A 17,095-nucleotide genomic window follows, 5' to 3' on the forward strand; every position below is an offset into this window, starting at 1 on the left:
AGCTGAACCTGCTGGCTGGGCTGAACCGCTAGCTGGGCTGAACCTGCTGGCTAGGCAGAGCCCCGCAGTTTGAGCTCGGTCGGCAGTATGCGGCCGCGAGTTTCGGGCACTATGCCATTGACGAGTTCCAGCACCATCGATGCTGCTTCGCGTCCCAGCAGGTCGGCCGGTTGACGCACTGTCGAGAGTTGGGGCTGGCACCGCTGTGCCCAATCGCTATCGTCGAAGCCCACGATGCCGACGTCGCCGGGGACCGAGCGACCGCTCTCGCGAAGCACGTCCATGGCGCCGGCAGCCACAGCATCGGATGCCGCAAATACTCCGTCGAGGTCGCCAGCGCGTTCGAGAAGGGCCTTCATGCCTTCAACGCCGCTCTCGCGCGAGTAGAGCGGAAAGTCGACAACCAAGTTCTCGTCGAACTGGTCTCCCAGGGCATCCCGAAAGCCGGCTAGGCGTTCGCTACCGGAGTCGCGGTCGAGGGCGGCGGCAATCATGCCAATTTTCTTGCGGCCAGTGGCCAGAAGTTCACGGGTAATGTCTCGGGCGGCACCGCGGTTGTCAATGCCGACGTAGGGCATATCGGGAGCGCTCATCGGGTGACCGACGAACACGGCGGGGAGGCCGATGTGGGCGATGGCATCGGCAATCGGGTCGTGCTCGCGGGCAGAGACGATGACGGCACCATCCACGAAGCCGCCCTGGAGGTATTCGGCGATGCGGCTGCTGTCGCGGTCGGAACCGATGATGAGGCACACCAGCTGGTAATCGGCTTCGGAGAGACGCTCGTTGGTGCCGAGCAAAATGGCGCCAATGTTGGGATCCTCGAGAAAGACGGAGTGAGGTTCGTGCACGATGAGGGCGATCGCCTTCGACCGTTGAGTCGCGAGGTTGCGGGCCGCCATGTTGCGCACGTAACCGACTTTGGCGATGGCCTTCTCGATGGCTTCGCGGGCGGAATCGGAGACGTAAGGTTCGCCGTTCAGCATGCGGGAGACGGTGCCGCGAGACACGTTCGCTTCCGCGGCGACGTCGAAGATTGTCGCGCGGCGCGGCCGTGCCCCAGGGATTGCCATGCCCCCATGCTAGCGCTCTCCTTGGCCGCGCACGTCCCCGCGTTTGTGGGGCTGTGCGCGTTCACAGACACGCCGGATACTTGACACGACCAAACAAGCTCGCTTAGTGTGTGAACGCTCCCAGAAACCTCCCGAGGTTTTTGTCGACCACGATCTGTGCACGTTCACAGAAACGGGACGTAGGCGGGCAGAATTGCTGCTCGACAGCCCCATCCATTGCCAAAGGAGGCACGCGTGACCACACCCCGCGCAGATCGCGTCGCGAGCTGGTCACCCGATTCCCTCGTTCTCGGTTGTGACTACAACCCCGAGCAGTGGTCAGAGGATGTGTGGCAGCAGGATGTCGCCCTCATGCGTGAGGCCGGGGTCACCCTCGTCGCCATCAACATCTTCGGCTGGGCCGAGATCGAGCCGCGAGCGGGGCAGTACGCCTTCGATCGTCTCGACGCCATCATGGATCTGTTGCACTCTGCCGGCATCCGCGTGAACCTTGGCACCGGCACCTCATCGCCGCCCGCCTGGCTTACCACCGCGCACCCCGACATTCTTCCCACTGCCGCCGACGGCACCCGTCGCTGGCAGGGCGGTCGCCAAGGGTGGTGCCCGAGCTCGCCCGAGTTCCGTACTGCGGCTCTCGGCCTTGTCGCTACAGTCGCCGAGCGCTACAGCGAGCACCCCGCCCTCGCGCTGTGGCACGTGTCCAACGAACTTGGATGCCACAACGCGCACTGCTACTGCGACACCTCGGCTGCCGCCTTCCGCGTCTGGCTCGAAGCGCGCTACGGCACGGTCGATGCCCTCAACGCCGCCTGGGGTACTACTTTCTGGAGCCAGCGCTACAGCGAGTGGAACGAAATTCTGCCGCCCCGCGCCACACTCTCCTCGGCCAACCCGGCGCAGCGCCTCGACTTCAACCGCTTCAGCTCCGACGAACTTCTCGGCTACTACCGCGCCGAAGCAGAACTGCTGCGCAAGGTCAGCCCGATCCCGGTCACGACGAACTTCATGGTCACCGCCCACATTCGCAGCCAGAACTATTGGCAGTGGGCGAGCGAAATGGATGTCATCGCCAACGATCACTACCTCGATCACCGCCTGCCGCATCCGAACAGCGAATTGTCGTTCGCAGCCGACCTCACACGCGGTCTCGCACAGGGTGCGCCGTGGGTGCTCATGGAGCAGGCCAGCAGCGCCGTCAGCTGGCAGCCCCACAACCTGGCCAAGCAGCCGGGTGAAATGCTTCGCAACTCGTTGACGCACGTTGCTCGGGGTGCAGACACGATCTGCTTCTTCCAGTGGCGCGCGTCGCGACAGGGTGCCGAGAAGTTCCATTCGGCCCTGCTTCCTCACGCCGGTACTGACACTGCTGTGTGGCGAGAGACCCTCGACCTGGGTGTGAAACTCCACTCCCTCGAGCCTCTCGCGGGCACCCGGGTCGAGGCGTCCGTCGCTCTCGTCTTCAGCTGGGAATCCTGGTGGGCAGCCGAAGGTGACTCCCAGCCGTCGTCGGCCGTGCGCTACCTCGAACAGGTTCACGCCGCCTATGCCGCCGCGAGTGCCAACGGGGTCACGGTCGACATCGTCGCTCCCGGCGCCTCGCTCGACGACTACAAGCTCGTCATTGTTCCTAGCCTCTACCTCGTGGATGACGCGAGCGCGGCCGTCATCAGCAATTTCGTTGCGGGCGGAGGCAACGCCGTTGTCACTTTCTTCTCCGGCATCGTTGACGAGACAGACGGCATCCGCCTCGATTCCACGGGAGAGACCCCTCCCGGTGCCTTCAGCGACATGCTGGGGGTGTGGACCGAAGAGTTCATGCCCGTGAAGCCCGAAACTCGTCTGCTGCTCAACGATGGTGGCCAAGCCAGCATCTGGGCCGAACACGTGCGCCCGACCACGGCGGATGTCGTGGCCGAGTTCGCGAACGGCCCGATGCCCGGTGGGCCGGCCATCACTCGCAACCGCTTCGGTTCGGGAGCCGCGTGGTACGTGGCTACCGCGCTCGACGCCGCCAGTTTCGCTGACCTGATGGGTCGTGCGCTCAACGAAGCCGGAGTCGATGCTCTCGAATTGCCGGAGGGCGTTGAGGTCGTGACGCGGTCGAACGAGACAGATCGTTTCCGCTTCGTGATCAATCACAGCGCGCATGAGATTTCTTTCCCCGCCGACGGCGCAGAATTGTTGACGGAAACTACAGTCACCGGTTCAGTGACTGTTCCTGCTGGTGGCGTTCGCGTCATCCGCCTGACTGTCGAAGAAGGAGCAACGCGATGACTTCGAACATTGCTAAGCCCGCTACACCCCCGAAGGCGGTGACGAAGAAGGTTCGCCGTGCCACCAAGGCCACGAACAACCGGGGAGCGGTGATGTTCTTCATCGCGCCGTTCTCGATTCTCTTCGCGCTGTTCTACATTGTGCCGATTCTGGTGGCGATCTATCAGTCGCTGCTGACGGTCGAACGAGAAGGCACGTTTGGCAAGCCAACGGAGGTCTTCGGCGGCTTCGTGCAGTACGCGCGCGTCTTCCAGGATGAGGCTTTCTGGTCATCCATTCTTCGGGTTCTCAGCTTTGGTGTCGTGCAAGTGCCGGTGATGCTTGGGCTCGCTTTGCTCTTGGCGTTGTTGCTTGACTCGCCGCTCGTGAAGGGCAAGCGCTTCTTCCGTCTCGCTTTCTTCGCGCCGTATGCGGTCCCGGGTGTTATCGCGGCGGTCATGTGGGGCTTCCTGTACTCACCGAACCTGTCGCCGTTCACCGCGATCACCAAGGAGATCAACTTCTTGGGTGCCGATCTCGTGCTGTGGTCGATCGCCAACGTGGTCACCTGGGTATTCGTGGGCTACAACATGATCATCATTTACTCGGCGCTGCTGGCTATCCCGAGCGAGATCTACGAGGCTGCTCGTCTCGACGGAGCATCGCAGGCGCGCATCGCGTGGTCGATCAAGATTCCGTTGATCACCCCCGCCATCACGCTCACCGCTATTTTCTCGATTATCGGAACGCTGCAATTGCTCGCTGAGCCTCAAGTCTTCAAGAGCTTCACGTCGGCAGTGACCAGCACCTTCACCCCCAACTTGCTCATTTACTCGACAGCGTCGGTGCCGAACGTGAACCTGGCCGCCGCTTTCTCGGTCGTGCTGGCGCTCTTCACCTTCGCGCTCTCGTTCACCGTGCTCAAGTTCACCCAGCGAAAGGCTGACTGATGAGTGCCACGAAGACTGCCGCAAAGAAGCACCACGGCCCTCGCGAAAGCCTGTTCTCTCGCTCCGGTGCCATGCTCGTCATGGCCATCTGCACGTTCTACTTCCTGGTTCCGATCTGGTGGTTGTTCGTGGCGGCGACGAAGGATCGCAGCGACTTTACGACGAGCGCACCGCTCTGGTTCGCCGACTTCAACCTGTTCGAAAACATCGGCAACCTGGCCACGTACCGCGACGGTCTTTTCTTCCGCTGGATGCTCAACAGCATTCTTTACGCGGGAGCTGGCGCCGCCGTCGCTACGCTTTTCGCGACGATGATGGGTTATGCCCTCGCGAAGTATGATTTCCGCGGTCGCGAAACTCTCTTCAACGTTGTGCTCGGTGGCGTGCTCGTTCCGGCTACGGCGTTGGCCCTTCCGTTGTTCCTGGTCTTCAGCCAGGTCGGCGCGACCAACACCTTCTGGTCGGTGTTCCTGCCGAGCATCGTGAGCCCGTTTGGTGTCTATCTCGCTCGGATCTACGCGACCTCGAGTGTTCCGGATGAGCTCGTCGAGGCTGCCCGCATCGACGGTTCAGGTGAGGTGCGTACCTTCTTCACGGTTGCAACCCGACTCATGACCCCGGCGATGGTCACGATCTTCCTTTTCCAGTTCGTCACCATTTGGAACAACTTCTTCTTGCCGCTCATCATGCTGCGCGACGAGAAGCTATTCCCAGTGACCCTCGGTCTGTACATCTGGAACAGCCAGGTCAACCAGATCCCCGAAATTCGGGCCTACGTGATCATCGGCGCACTGCTGTCGATCATCCCGCTCATCATTGCTTTCCTCAGCCTGCAGCGCTTCTGGCGCAGTGGGCTAGGAACCGGCGCACTCAAATAGTCGCCTCTCGACCACTCGGCTTGCCCCGAGGGAATCCCGCACCACAATCACAATCAAGGAAGGTAATCGCATGGCTAATCGCATAGCTCGCGCTGGAGGAGCATTGGTGCTCGTCTCCGCGCTCGCACTCTCAGCATGCTCAACCGGCGCCGGCACAGATGGCGGCACTGACGCCGCTGGCGCCTGCACCCCGTCAGACGGTCCCGTAACACTCGACTTCACGACGTGGCTGCCCGGCATGGAAGACGCCGCAGCAATCTGGAACGAAAAGAACCCCGACATCCAGGTCAAGGTTCAGACCGGTCCTAACGGTCTTGGTGGAACGTACAAGAACTTCTTCAACCAGATCGAGGCCGGCAACGCGCCCGACCTCGGCCAGATTGAGTACGACGCCCTGCCGAACTTCCGCGTTCAGGACGGCGTTGTTAACATCGCCGACTGTGCCGGAGTTATGGATGCTCAGGACCAGTTCATCGACTGGACCTGGAGCCAGGTCACGTTTGGTGAAGACGACGCTGTGTACGCAGTGCCGCAGGACACTGGCCCCGAGGCACTGTTCTACCGTGCTGACCTGTTCGAAAAGGCCGGCATCGCCATCCCGACGACCTGGGACGAATACGCTGAGGCAGCAAAGCAAATCCGTGAAGAGGGTGGCTACATCACCAACTTCTCGCAGAGCGACATCAACGCCTTCGCCGGTCTTGTATGGCAGGCTGACGGCCAATGGTTCAAGAACGATGGCGAAGCGTGGGACGTAACCCTCGACTCGCCCGAGTCGATCAAGGTAGCTGACTACTGGCAGGGCCTGCTTGACGACGACCTCGTCGCTACGCTTCCGGCGTGGACCGATGAGTGGAACAACGGCTACAACTCTGGTGAGGTCTGGAGCTGGGTCTCCGCAGTGTGGGGTGCAAACTCCATCACGAGTGGCGCACCTGACACCGCAGGCAACTGGGCAGTCGCACCGATGCCGCAGTGGAACGAAGGCGACTCCGCCGCCGGTAACTGGGGCGGATCGAGCACAGCAGTTCTCAAGGGAAGCGAACACCCCTACGAAGCTGCACAGTTCGCACTCTGGTTGAACACCGACCCTGAGGCACTTGCCAGCATGAACAAGACGGCAAACATCTACCCGGCGACAAAGACGGGTGGCAACCTGCCAGCATTCTCCGAAGGTCTTGACTTCTTCGGTGGACAGAACATTTACGACGTGTTCGCTGCTGCCGGCGCTGAAGTCAACCCTGACTTCACATGGGGCCCGACTATGACGCAGGTTTACACCGACGTTGCAGACGGATTCTCCGGCGCGATCTCCGGCTCAGGCACCCTCACGGATGCTCTGACCGATGGTCAGCAGAAGACAATCGACGCCATGAAGGCTGCCGCGATTGCTGTCAACGAATAACACGAACGACATCGTTCACCTCCGTGCCGCGGGCACCAGCTTCGTGCTGGATGCTCGCGGCACGGGCGTGCCGTCGATCACGCACTGGGGTGCAGACCTCGGAGAACTCTCCGCCACGCAATTGGCGGCGCTCGCGGATTCACGCGAGCGGGCTCTCGGGCCGAGTTCCATCGACGAACCTTCCCGGCTGAGCATCGTTCCCTTGCTCGCCGAGGGTTGGAGTGGTGTACCCGGCCTTGAGGGGCGCCACGATCACCGCGCAGCCTCCGCTGCGGGTGCTGCTGCCGGAATGGGGCGACTACGCCGCCCCGCACTGCGCACCGAGAGCATCGAGCATCCGGAGCCCGGCGTTGTTCACATCACTCTGGTTGATGCCGCTGACGCTGTTGTCGCGCTGCGCCTCACCGTCACTTTCGAATTGACCGCTGCAGGCGTGCTGCGCAGCCGTTCGCAGCTCACCAACCATGCCACCGAGACTTTTGAGCTCTCGTTGTTGGCCACCATTCTTCCGCTCGCGCCTGTAGCGCGCGAGCGACTCGACTTCAGCGGAATCTGGGCGGCCGAACGGCAGCCCCAGCGCTCCGCCATCGACTACGGCACCTGGCTTCGCGAGTCGCGCCACGGCCGCCGCGGCCACGATGACTCGTACCTCACCGTCGCCGGCTCGCCCGGCTTCGGCTTTCGTCACGGCGAGGTCTGGGCAACGCATCTCGGCACCAGTGGCGACACCCGCATGTGGATCGACCGTTCCGCCCTCGGCCAGAGCACTGTGGGTGCTGCTGAGCTGCTGGCACCCGGCGAAATCCGCTTAGCGCGTGGCGACTCCTACGCAACACCGTGGGCCTACAGCGCATGGTCGGATGCCGGCCTCGACGGACTAAGCGACCGTTTTCACACCTGGTTCCGTAGCTTGCCCGCGCACCCCTCGACGCCGCGCCCGCTCACGCTTAACACGTGGGAAGCCGTCTACTTTGATCACAACTTTGAGCAGTTGGCGGCGCTCTCTGACGCTGCCGCCGAAGCCGGGGTCGAACGTTTTGTGCTCGATGACGGCTGGATGAAGAACCGCACCGACGACAAGCGTGCCCTCGGCGACTGGACTGTCGACGCCACGTCGTGGCCCGACGGGCTCTCTCCCCTTGTCGATCGCGTGACCGCAAGCGGGATGCAGTTCGGGCTCTGGGTCGAGCCCGAGATGGTGTCGCTTGACTCTGATCTTGCGCGCGCGCATCCGGAGTGGATTCTGCGTGACGAAGACCGTCCTTTGCCTAAATCATGGCGCAACCAGTTTGTTCTCGACCTCGACAACCCTGCTGCTTTCGCGCACGTGCTCGACGCGATCAGCGCCCTGCTCGACGAGTATGCGATCAGCTACCTCAAGTGGGACATGAACCGCGACCTCCTCGGTGGTTCAGTTCATCGGCACGTCGCCGCGACCTATCGCCTGATGGATGAGCTGCGCGAGCGTTATCCGCACGTTGAGATTGAGTCCTGTGCCTCGGGCGGTGCGCGGGTGGATGCCGGAGTGCTCGAGCGAGTGCAGCGAGTGTGGCCATCCGACACCAACGATGCCCACGACCGGTTCTCGATCATGCGCTGGACGAACCTGCTCGTGCCCTTCGAATATCTGGGATCACACGTTGGCTCGTCGCCGGCGCACACTTCGGGGCGTTCGCTGTCACTCGGCTTTCGACTCGCGACCGCGCTCATGGGGCACTCCGGGATCGAGTGGGACCTCACCTCGACCACCACTGAAGAGCGAGCTGCACTGCCCGTCTGGGCGGCGGCGTACCGTTCGCTTCGCGGCCTCATTCATACAGGGCGCGTCGTGCGCGGCGAGCTCCTCGCGAACGAACCGATTGTCACCGGCGTCGTCGCGGATGACGCCTCCGGTTCGGTCGCCGATGCCGTCTTCTGGGTGACGCGCCTCGACACTCCCTCCGATGCGGTCCCTACCGCCCGACGGTTACCCGGGCTTGACCCGCACCGTGGCTACCGCGTCAGTCCCGTTGACGTGGGGGCGCCAGCGGCAACCTACCCGGGCACTTCGCCGGCCTGGTGGCACGCTGGCGAACTCACGCTGCCGGGTTCAGTACTGGGGTCAGCGGGTCTTCAACTGCCGATCTTGCACCCTGACGAAGCGCTTGTGTTGCGGGTGACTGCGGTCTAGCGGGCGGCGAGCTGCTACAGGCGCGGCTTGAGCCTGATCGTGGGCAATTCAGGGGCGGGCAGCGGATGCCCGTTGAAATTGTCGACGCTACCAAAGCGTCCGGAGGGATTGCCTGCCTCGATCACGTCGGCCTGCCACTGCGCGCGGAACATCACGATCTCGTCGTGACTGCGCCCGATGAAGTTCCACCATATGACAATGGCTTCGCCGAGCGGTTCTCCTCCCAGAAGCAGGACTCGGGCATCCGTCGTCGCCGTGATCGTGAGTTCGGTCAGGCCGGGAGCGAGATACGCGAGCTGATCTTCGGGCGTCTCGACATCAGCGATGGTCACGTCGCCGGCATCCACGAGTACGCCGTGTTCGAAACTGGCGTTGAGAGCGAGGGTGATGCTGGTGCCTGCCGGCACGTCGAGCTGGGCGCCGAGAAGCGGTGAGAAAACTCGGGCGGGCGACGAGACGCCGGCGAGCTCGCCGATAAAGACGCTCACCGTCGCGCCCTGATGCTCAAACGGCGTCGGCACGTAGTTCTCGAAGGCGGGCGCGGTGTCGCGGTGGGCATTCGGCAGGGCGACCCAGAGCTGCGCGCCGTGCAGCAGCGTCGGCTCGGCGGGGGACACCTCGGAGTGTGAAATGCCGCGACCGGCCGTCATGAGATTCAACTCTCCGGGCCGCACGGTGGCGAGACTGCCGACGCTGTCGCGGTGCTCGATGTCGCCAGCGAAGAGCCAACTGACGGTCTGCAAGCCGGTGTGCGGATGAGGCGGCACGTGCATCCGCGTCATCTCGGGTCCGTAGTGATCGACGAAGCACCAGCCGCCGATGAGGGAGCGCGAACGCTGCGGCAGCGTGCGCCTCACATTCATCGCGCGCGGGCCACCGAGAGGAACCTCGCGCGGCGAGAGCAATTGCGCGCCGACACCCTCCTCGTTTTCACACAGCACCTCGGCCGGGTTCTTCTCAGTGTTACTCACGGCGGCTCCTCACCTCAGTGAGAGCTAGCGTGCCACAAAAATAACTCCGCGATAAGTGGGGTCGCCGAACGCGACCATCTGATCGAGCACCGCGATCGAGACGGGCAAATCGTGGGAATCAACCCAGGTCTCGCCCTGCTCGGCCGTGATCCACGGGTCATTGAGTAGAACGGTGTCACCCTTCACGGCGTGCGCCACGACCCAGTGTGGAGTCGAGGCATCGTGCATGGGCTCTTCTTCGATCAACAAGATCGCGAGTTCGCCACCCGCCACACGCTCGGTGATCTGCTCAATAGACAACGGGGCCGTGTGCTGCTGGATGCCGCGGCTCGCCGCTTCGGCCCGAGACTGCTCTTGCAGCTGCTCCCGGAACGTGCGCTCTTCGCCTTCATAGGTCTCGAGGAGTGTCGGCTCGGTCGTATCGAGGTGCAGTTCGAGACTGATGGTGGAGGCCGACTGCGCGATCACATCGTGAACAGCGACGGCGAGACCGAGGGGTTCGCAGGCTGGAAAGTTGGTGGCCGAACGCCAGAAGGCGAGTTCGCGCTCGCGGGCATCCTCGTCTTCGGTGTCGGCGAAGGGTTCGAGGCCTAAGTGGCTGAGAGCCGTCATTGCGGCAACCGCACCACACGTGAACAGCGTGGTTTGGCCGTAGTAGCGCAGCTGCTCGTGTGGCCAACCGCCGTGCCACAGCACGAAGCCGCGCACGCCCTGCGTGCCGTCGGCCGAGGAGATCGGGGTGCGCAGTTCGGCGAACCCGACGTTGGCAGCGAAGGCCGGCAGCTCGGCGTCGAGCGGGAGTTGCCATTTGAGGGCGGCGTCGCCTCGCTCCGCGGAAGCCGCGATCAGTTCGCCGAGAAGACTCTGGGCGGCAGCATCGCCGTCGGCCCAGAGGTCAACGAGCTTCGTGTAGCGGGTATTGGGGCGACCGGAGGTGAGGGCTGCTGCACTGCCGGCGGGGGAGCCGAGCATCCACACGCGGGGGTTGTACGGCTGGCGGTCGCGTTGCCATTGGGCCGCACGCTCGGCGCCGAGCGCCTCGAGGAGATGGGCGGGAAGCTCGGCTGGAGTGAGCTGAACGAGAGCAGTGCCAATGGTTGCGCCAGCGGCGGGTTCAGTTGTGCTCGCGTCGGTCGTGTTCGCATTGGTCGAGCGTGCGGCGGCAGAGTCAGCAGCAGTGGAGGTGTCCACGGGGTCCTTTCGGGGCGAGGTCGGGCGCTTGTGGCGCCGAGCTCAGTGAGTGGGTGCTTCGTGAATCGACGCTGCGACCAGCGCCTGCGTGTAGGGATGTGTTGGGGCGGTGAGCACGTCGTGGCACTCGCCGGACTCGACGACCTCGCCGTGACGCAGCACGTAGACGCGGTCGGCAAGCTGGCGCACCACCGCGAGGTCGTGGGAGATGAACAGGATCGAGAGCCCGAGCTCGACCCGCAGTTTCGCGAGCAGATCGAGAATCTGTTTCTGCACCGAGACATCGAGCGCCGACACTGATTCGTCGCAGATCAGCAACTCGGGCTGCACGGCCAGCGCGCGAGCAATCGCCACGCGCTGACGCTGGCCGCCCGAGAGCTCGGCGGGTCGCTTGCGGGCGAACTCGGGCGGCAACTCCACGAGCTTGAGCAGGCCATTGAGGTCGGATGCCGGACGCCCGGCCACCCGCAGCGCCAACTTCAGCGAACGCCCGATATTGATCATCGGGTTCAGCGATGAGTACGGATCCTGGAACACGATCTGCATCTGCTGGGGTGCGCGAGAAGCGCGGCCCGGAGCTAGGGCGACACCGTCGAAGGCGATCACGCCGCTCGACTCGTGCTCAAGCCCGGCGATGCACCGCGCGATCGTGGTTTTGCCCGAGCCGCTCTCGCCGACAATGCCGACGGTCTCGCCGCGGCCCACCTTGACGCTCACGCCGTGCAGCACGGTCTTGTCGCCGAAGCTCTTGGTGACGTCGGTCGCGACAACAAGGTCGCCGACGCCCGAGGGGTCAGTGGAGGCGCTTGCCCCGGATGCCGTACGTCCGTTCCGAGCTGAGCGATCGGTGAGCGAGGGGTCGGCTTCGATCAGCGCCCGAGTGTACGGGTGGCTTGGCGCATTGAGCACGGAGCTCGTGACCCCGCGCTCTACGATTTCGCCGTGGCGCATCACGAGCACGTGTTCGGCTCTGCCGCGCACCATGCCGAGGTCGTGCGAGATGAGTAGGGCGGCCATGCCGCGCTTTTCTTGCAGCCCGCGCAATAGGTCGAGAATCTCACCCTGGTTGCTCGCGTCGAGAGCTGTAGTCGGCTCGTCAGCGATGAGCAGTTCGGGGTCGGTGGCGAGGGCCGCCGCGATGGCAACCCGTTGGCGCATTCCGCCGGAGAGTTCGTGCGGGTAGGCGCGGGCGACATCCGCGGGCAGGTTCACTTCGGCGAGACTCTGGGTGACCAGTGCGGCACACTCGGCCTTGCTGAGGCGAGTCGCGCTCGCAGCCTGAATCGTCATCGCGATTTGGGCGCCGCAGCGGTGCACGGGGCTCAGGCTCGTGAAGGGATCTTGCAGCAGCAACGAGATGCGGCGACCGCGGGTGGCCCGCCAGACGGCATCCGTGGCCGGCAGTTCGATCGTGGTGCTCGTGAGCGCGATGGTGCCCCGGGCGCTGAACCCGGCAGGCAACAGCCCGGCGATTGCTTTGGCCGAGAGCGTCTTGCCCGAACCTGATTCGCCGATGAGGGCGAGAGTTTCACCGGGAGCGATCGAGAAGTCGAACGGTTCCACAGCGAATCCGGCCGGCCCATCGATGGAGAGACCGGTCACGGTCACTTGGGCGGTTGAGGCTGTGCCGGCGGCAGCGCCGTTCGTCACGTTGAGCTGAGTCATGAGCGTCCCGTCCGGGTCAAGCGTTGGCCGAGCCAGTCGCCGACAAGGTTTGCCGCCGAGGCGACACCAATGATGAGCAGTGCTGGCACAAGAACGGCAGCAGGATTGTCGATCATGATCGCGCGACCGTCGGTGAGTTGACGGCCCCAGTCGGCGGTGCCGGGAGCGACGCCGACGCCCAAAAACGACAGCGACGAGAAGGCGACGAGCGCGAAGGCCACATTGAGCATCGAGTTGGTGATGATGAGTGACGAGACGTTCGGCAGCACCTGCGTGAACATGATGCGCGCCTTGGAGAGCGACAGCATTTGGGCTGCCTCCACGAACGGCCGCGCGGCCTGCTCCATTACTCCGGCGCGCACAATGCGGATGTCCGAGGGCGAGAACAGCAGAATCAGCAGCAGCACGGTCATCCAGTAGCCAGCGCCGAAGACGCCTGCGACCACGATCGCGGCCAGCAGCAGTGGAAGAGAGAACAGCAGGTCGGTCCAGCGACCGATGATGAAGTCGATCGGGCCACGGAGGTAGCCCGACACCGTGCCGAGCAGAATACCGAGCAGCATCGATCCGAGCGCAACACACACCGGACCAACGAGGGCGGATGCCGCTCCCGCGATCGTCAGAGCAAGCACGTCACGACCGAGTTCGTCGGTGCCGAGAAAGTGACCGGGGCTGCCCGGGGGCAGCAAGGAATCGAGGATCGACTGGGCTGTGGCATCCGGGGCAATCAGGTTGCCGAAGAGCACCAAGAACGCGACGACGCCGAGCAGGGCGAGCGACAACCAGACGGCCACTGGATGCCGGCGGCGCGAGCGGGGAAGTTTCGCTAAGACGATAGCTTCGGTGCTGCTCACTGAGCACTCTCCTTCGCGCGGATGCGGGGGTCGAGGAAGACGTAGGCAAGGTCGGCCAGCAGCGCGATGATCGCAATGGTCACGGCCACCAGCAGGGTGAGCGCTTGCACGACGGCGATGTCCTTGAACAGCACGGAGCCCTGCAACAGGGTGCCGAGGCCGGGTAGCGCGAACGTCGTTTCGGCGAGAACGGTGCCGCCGACCAGGAACGTCAGCACGAGGCTGGCGCCGGTGACGATCGGGATGGCGGCGTTGCGCAGAGCGATCAGGTGCACTTGGCGGTCGGGTAGGCCGCGCGCGCGACCAAAGGTTACATAGTCGGTTTCGAGTTCGCGCAGCATCGCCGTGCGGGTCAGTTTGAGGATGATCGCGCCGAGCCCGAGCGCCAGAGTAATGGCGGGCAGCACAAGGTGCCAAAGGGTGTCGAGGCCGCCATCGCCCGCGCCGTAGACCGGGAAGATGGGCACGTAGAACGCGAAGACATAGAGAAGGAGGAGGCCGACGGCGAAGGTGGGCGCACTGAGGCCGACGATGCCGAAGCCGGTAGCGAAGCGGTCGATCCAGCTTCCCGAACGAACGGCGCTCTGAACGCCGAGGGGAACGGCCACGACGAGCGCGAGCAGAAACGCGAGTCCGCTGAGCGCGGCGGTGATTCCGAGGCGCGAGCCGATCACGTTCGAGACCGAATCTTGCAGGCGGATTGACTGCCCGAAGTCACCGGTGAGGGCGTTGCCCAACCAGATCAAATACTGCATATACAGCGGTTGATCGAGGTTGTATTGCGCGCGGATGGCGGCAATCGCTTCGGGCGAGGATGCTCGGTTACCGAGCAGGTTCTTGACGATGTCGCCGGGGGCGAGATGCAGCATCGAGAAAACGATGATGGAGAGCACCAACAGAATTGCGAGGGTGCCGAGCACGCGCACCACAAGCATGCGGCCCAGGGACCGAGCTTGTGATGCGCGTGCAATCGGGGTGGTTGTCACAGATTATCCAGCGGGGGTGAGCAGGGTCGGCCACGCGGAGATGAACGCGAATGAGCTGTAGCTCGCCATGTCGATGTCCTTCGAGAACGCGGTGGCGGATTGTCCCCACCAGAGCGGAACGCTGATGACGTCTTCTGCCTGCAGAGTTTCGGCCTCGATGAGGAGGTCGATGCGGGCACTCGGGTCCGTCTCGGCGCCCACACGCTCGAACAGCGAGAGAACTTCGGGGTTCTCGTAGTTCGAGATGTTGTAGTCGCCGAGCATGTAGGTCGAGACTTCGGCAGGGTCACCCAGCGTGGAGAAGTACCACATGAGACCGACGCCGTAGCTGCTGTCTTGCTCGAGGCTCGCGAGCCATTCTTCGATGGGAACTTCACGAACGTTCAGCGTGATGCCGATCTTGGAGAGGTTCTCGGCGAGCGACTGCGCGGCGGTACCGAGCTGCGGTCCCGTGGAGGGGAACAGGATGTCGGTCTCGAAACCATCCGGGTGATCGGAGGCTGCGAGGGCTGCCGCAGCGGCGTCGAGGTCGAACGGGTACTGCGGAATCGTCGAGAGTAGGTCACGAGCATCATCGGCGCTATAGACGCTTCCGAGCGACTCGGGAGTGGCGATGGCAGTGGCTACTTCGCCGTGGCCGCGCAGCAGCTTGTCGACAATCGTGGTGCGGTCAACACTGTGGGCGAAGGCTTCGCGCACCTTCGGGTCGTTGAACGGCTCAAGGGCGGTGTTGAAGTACATGCCGACATAGGAGAGGTCGTTCACGTAGTCGACGCGCATGTTGTCGAGGTCTTCCCACTGGGTCGACTGCGCGAGCGGCACGTTGAACGCCACGTCGATGTCGCCAGACTGGGCGGCAAGAAGGCGAGTGCCCTCATCCGGAATGAACTTCACGTTGATGTTCTTGACCTCGGGAAGGTCGCCCCACCAGGTGTCGACCCGTTCGAAGTTCACGTGGGAGTCGGGAACGAACTCGGTGACCTTGTAGGGGCCTGAGCCCAGGAGCAGCGCGCTGCTGGTGCCCACTTCGCCGTTGTTCTCTTCCCAGAACTTCTGCGACGTGATGAAGGCGGCGCCACCGGTGCTCATGTTGGCGGCGAAAGCTGCGTCGGGGGCGGAGAGCGTGACGGTGACTTCAAGGTCGCCGGTCTTCTCAACGGTGTCGACGCCACCCAGGTAGTACGAGAGGCCGGGCGAGCTGGTCTCGTCGCGCGCCTGCTCCAAGCTGAACACGACGTCGTCGGCGGTGACCGGGGTGCCGTCTTGGAACTGAGCGTCGTCGCGCAGTTCGTAGACGTAGGTCACGTCATCCGGCTGGTCCCACGACTCGGCGAGGCCGGGCTGTAGGGCGCCGTCAGCATCGATCGAGACGAGACCTTCTTGAGTGATGGAGGCGATGTAGTAGTTCAGGATGCCGCTCTCGGCGCCCACATAGAGGCTCGAGAGCGATCCGGGCAGAGCAACCGTGATGGTGTCGATGTTGCCATCGCCGGTCGGAGCGCTCGACGTGGCGCAGCCAGCGAGCAGAAGGGCGGAGGCGGCAACGGCGACGGTGGACGCCCGAGCCCCCTTGGCCAGGGTGGAGTTAGTCGATCTCATGCGAAGTTCGTGCCTTTCGGTGAGCGTTACAGGAGGTGTAAAGGGAGAGGATGCAAATTTCGCGCGTTGGAGGTGCGAGTGCTGTGACAGTGCCGCGCGGTCACTGCTGGTTTTCCGGGCCACCTCGCGCATGGCCAGCAGCCGGAGGGCTACGGCGATGCTGGGGGTGTCGGCGGAGTCGTCGAGCGTTGTCGCATAGATGCGTCGACGAAGTTTGGGCTGCAGGTCGAGGGCGACGACGCCATCGGGCAGGGTAATGGTGGCAATGGCAAGTTCTGACAGGAACGTCACGCCGATTCCGGATGCCACGAGCGCGAGTGCTGCGCCGGTGGTTGTCACATCGTGCCGCAGGGTGGGTTTTTCGCCCAGCCCGGTCGCGACGGCAACGAGTTGCTCGGTGCAGGTAGCGGGGCCACCGACCCACGTGAAGGGGAGCAAAGCACTGACGCTCGCCGTGGCACCGAGCTGGTCAGCAATCGCGCGCGGAACAATCGCGAGCACGTTTTCGGAGAGCAAGAAGCGCGAGCGAAGGCCATCGGCGCTCGTGTGCGAGCCGGATGCTACCGAGTGGTCGCTCGTATAGCGGTAGTCGAGGGCGATATCGGCACGGCCGTCCGCGACCGCGGTGAGGGCGGCATCCGGTTCGGCTTCGCTGAATTCAACATGGATGCCCGGAAACTCGCGATCGAGGCGCGAGAGCAGTGGCGCGATGATGCTGGCAACGGCGGCGGGAAACGCGGCGAGGCGAACGGAACCACGGTCGAGACCGAGGTGAGCGGTGAGGTCGCTCGCTGCAGCGGTGACAGCGGCGTCGATGCGGGGAGCGTGGCGGGCGAGCAGGGTGCCGGCTTCGGTGAGTTCCATGCCGCGCGGTGTTCGGGCGACGAGGGCGATGTTCAGGCGGGCTTCGCTGCGCTTGAGGTGCTGGGTGATCGCGGGCTGGCTGAAACCGAGCCGGCGAGCGGCCGCAGAAACGCTGCCCGTTTCTTGAATGGCAACGAGGATGCGCAGCATGTGAAGGTCGAGAGCGCGCGTGAGTTCGTCAAGGGTGGCGGATTCGTGCGGTGCGTCCTGCATAACGACACCTTATGGCCAAACAC

The 17,095-nt window shown here is 63.9% G+C and carries 12 protein-coding genes; 5 read left to right on the forward strand and 7 right to left on the reverse strand.

Annotated elements, in window-relative coordinates; genetic code table 11:
- Window positions 1–50: 50 nt before the first annotated feature.
- A complete protein-coding gene (locus tag I6E58_RS03180; RefSeq protein WP_197130323.1) occupies window positions 51–1,073 on the reverse strand; it encodes a LacI family DNA-binding transcriptional regulator in 1,023 nt (340 codons plus the stop codon).
- A 234-nt stretch (window positions 1,074–1,307) separates the two neighbouring features.
- Here I6E58_RS03180 and I6E58_RS03185 point away from each other — a divergent pair, with 234 nt between their 5' ends.
- From I6E58_RS03185 to I6E58_RS03205, 5 genes are all read left to right on the forward strand, one after another.
- A complete protein-coding gene (locus tag I6E58_RS03185) occupies window positions 1,308–3,347 on the forward strand; it encodes a beta-galactosidase (protein WP_197130326.1) in 2,040 nt (679 codons plus the stop codon).
- The gene (locus I6E58_RS03190; protein WP_129072305.1) at window positions 3,344–4,276 is read left to right on the forward strand and encodes a carbohydrate ABC transporter permease; all 933 of its coding nucleotides are present in this window, start codon (window positions 3,344–3,346) and stop codon (window positions 4,274–4,276) included. The genes I6E58_RS03185 and I6E58_RS03190 overlap by 4 nt, the downstream gene beginning before the upstream one ends.
- Window positions 4,276–5,154, forward strand: coding sequence for a carbohydrate ABC transporter permease (locus I6E58_RS03195; RefSeq protein ID WP_197130328.1), 879 nt, complete (start codon window positions 4,276–4,278; stop codon window positions 5,152–5,154). The genes I6E58_RS03190 and I6E58_RS03195 overlap by 1 nt, the downstream gene beginning before the upstream one ends.
- Before the next feature lie 70 nt (window positions 5,155–5,224).
- Window positions 5,225–6,559, forward strand: coding sequence for an ABC transporter substrate-binding protein (locus tag I6E58_RS03200; protein WP_197130329.1), 1,335 nt, complete (start codon window positions 5,225–5,227; stop codon window positions 6,557–6,559).
- The gene (locus I6E58_RS03205) at window positions 6,543–8,729 is read left to right on the forward strand and encodes an alpha-galactosidase (protein WP_197130331.1); all 2,187 of its coding nucleotides are present in this window, start codon (window positions 6,543–6,545) and stop codon (window positions 8,727–8,729) included. Before I6E58_RS03200 ends, I6E58_RS03205 begins: the two co-directional genes overlap by 17 nt.
- Window positions 8,730–8,743: 14 nt before the next feature.
- Here I6E58_RS03205 and I6E58_RS03210 read toward each other — a convergent pair whose 3' ends face one another.
- The 6 genes from I6E58_RS03210 to I6E58_RS03235 are packed head-to-tail and all read right to left on the reverse strand — an operon-like array spanning window position 8,744 to window position 17,072.
- The gene (locus tag I6E58_RS03210) at window positions 8,744–9,700 is read right to left on the reverse strand and encodes a pirin family protein (protein WP_197130333.1); all 957 of its coding nucleotides are present in this window, start codon (window positions 9,698–9,700) and stop codon (window positions 8,744–8,746) included.
- Window positions 9,701–9,724: 24 nt separating this feature from the next.
- On the reverse strand, window positions 9,725–10,891 hold the full coding sequence (locus I6E58_RS14295; protein WP_307841954.1) for a peptidase C39 family protein: 1,167 nt from the start codon (window positions 10,889–10,891) through the stop codon (window positions 9,725–9,727).
- Between the two features lie 42 nt (window positions 10,892–10,933).
- Window positions 10,934–12,556, reverse strand: a complete 1,623-nt coding sequence (locus tag I6E58_RS03220) for an ABC transporter ATP-binding protein (protein WP_197130335.1) — start codon at window positions 12,554–12,556, stop codon at window positions 10,934–10,936.
- Window positions 12,553–13,410 carry an ABC transporter permease gene (locus I6E58_RS03225; protein WP_197130337.1) on the reverse strand — a complete coding sequence of 286 codons (858 nt, stop codon included), beginning with the start codon at window positions 13,408–13,410 and terminating at the stop codon, window positions 12,553–12,555. The genes I6E58_RS03220 and I6E58_RS03225 overlap by 4 nt, the downstream gene beginning before the upstream one ends.
- On the reverse strand, window positions 13,407–14,396 hold the full coding sequence (locus I6E58_RS03230) for an ABC transporter permease (protein ID WP_197130339.1): 990 nt from the start codon (window positions 14,394–14,396) through the stop codon (window positions 13,407–13,409). Before I6E58_RS03230 ends, I6E58_RS03225 begins: the two co-directional genes overlap by 4 nt.
- Window positions 14,397–14,399: 3 nt before the next feature.
- Window positions 14,400–17,072 (reverse strand): ABC transporter substrate-binding protein, encoded by a 2,673-nt coding sequence (locus I6E58_RS03235; RefSeq protein WP_197130341.1) that lies wholly within the window; start codon window positions 17,070–17,072, stop codon window positions 14,400–14,402.
- Between the last annotated feature and the right edge of the window lie 23 nt (window positions 17,073–17,095).

The sequence above is a fragment of the Salinibacterium sp. SWN1162 genome, assembly GCF_015864675.1.
Classification (GTDB): domain Bacteria; phylum Actinomycetota; class Actinomycetes; order Actinomycetales; family Microbacteriaceae; genus Rhodoglobus.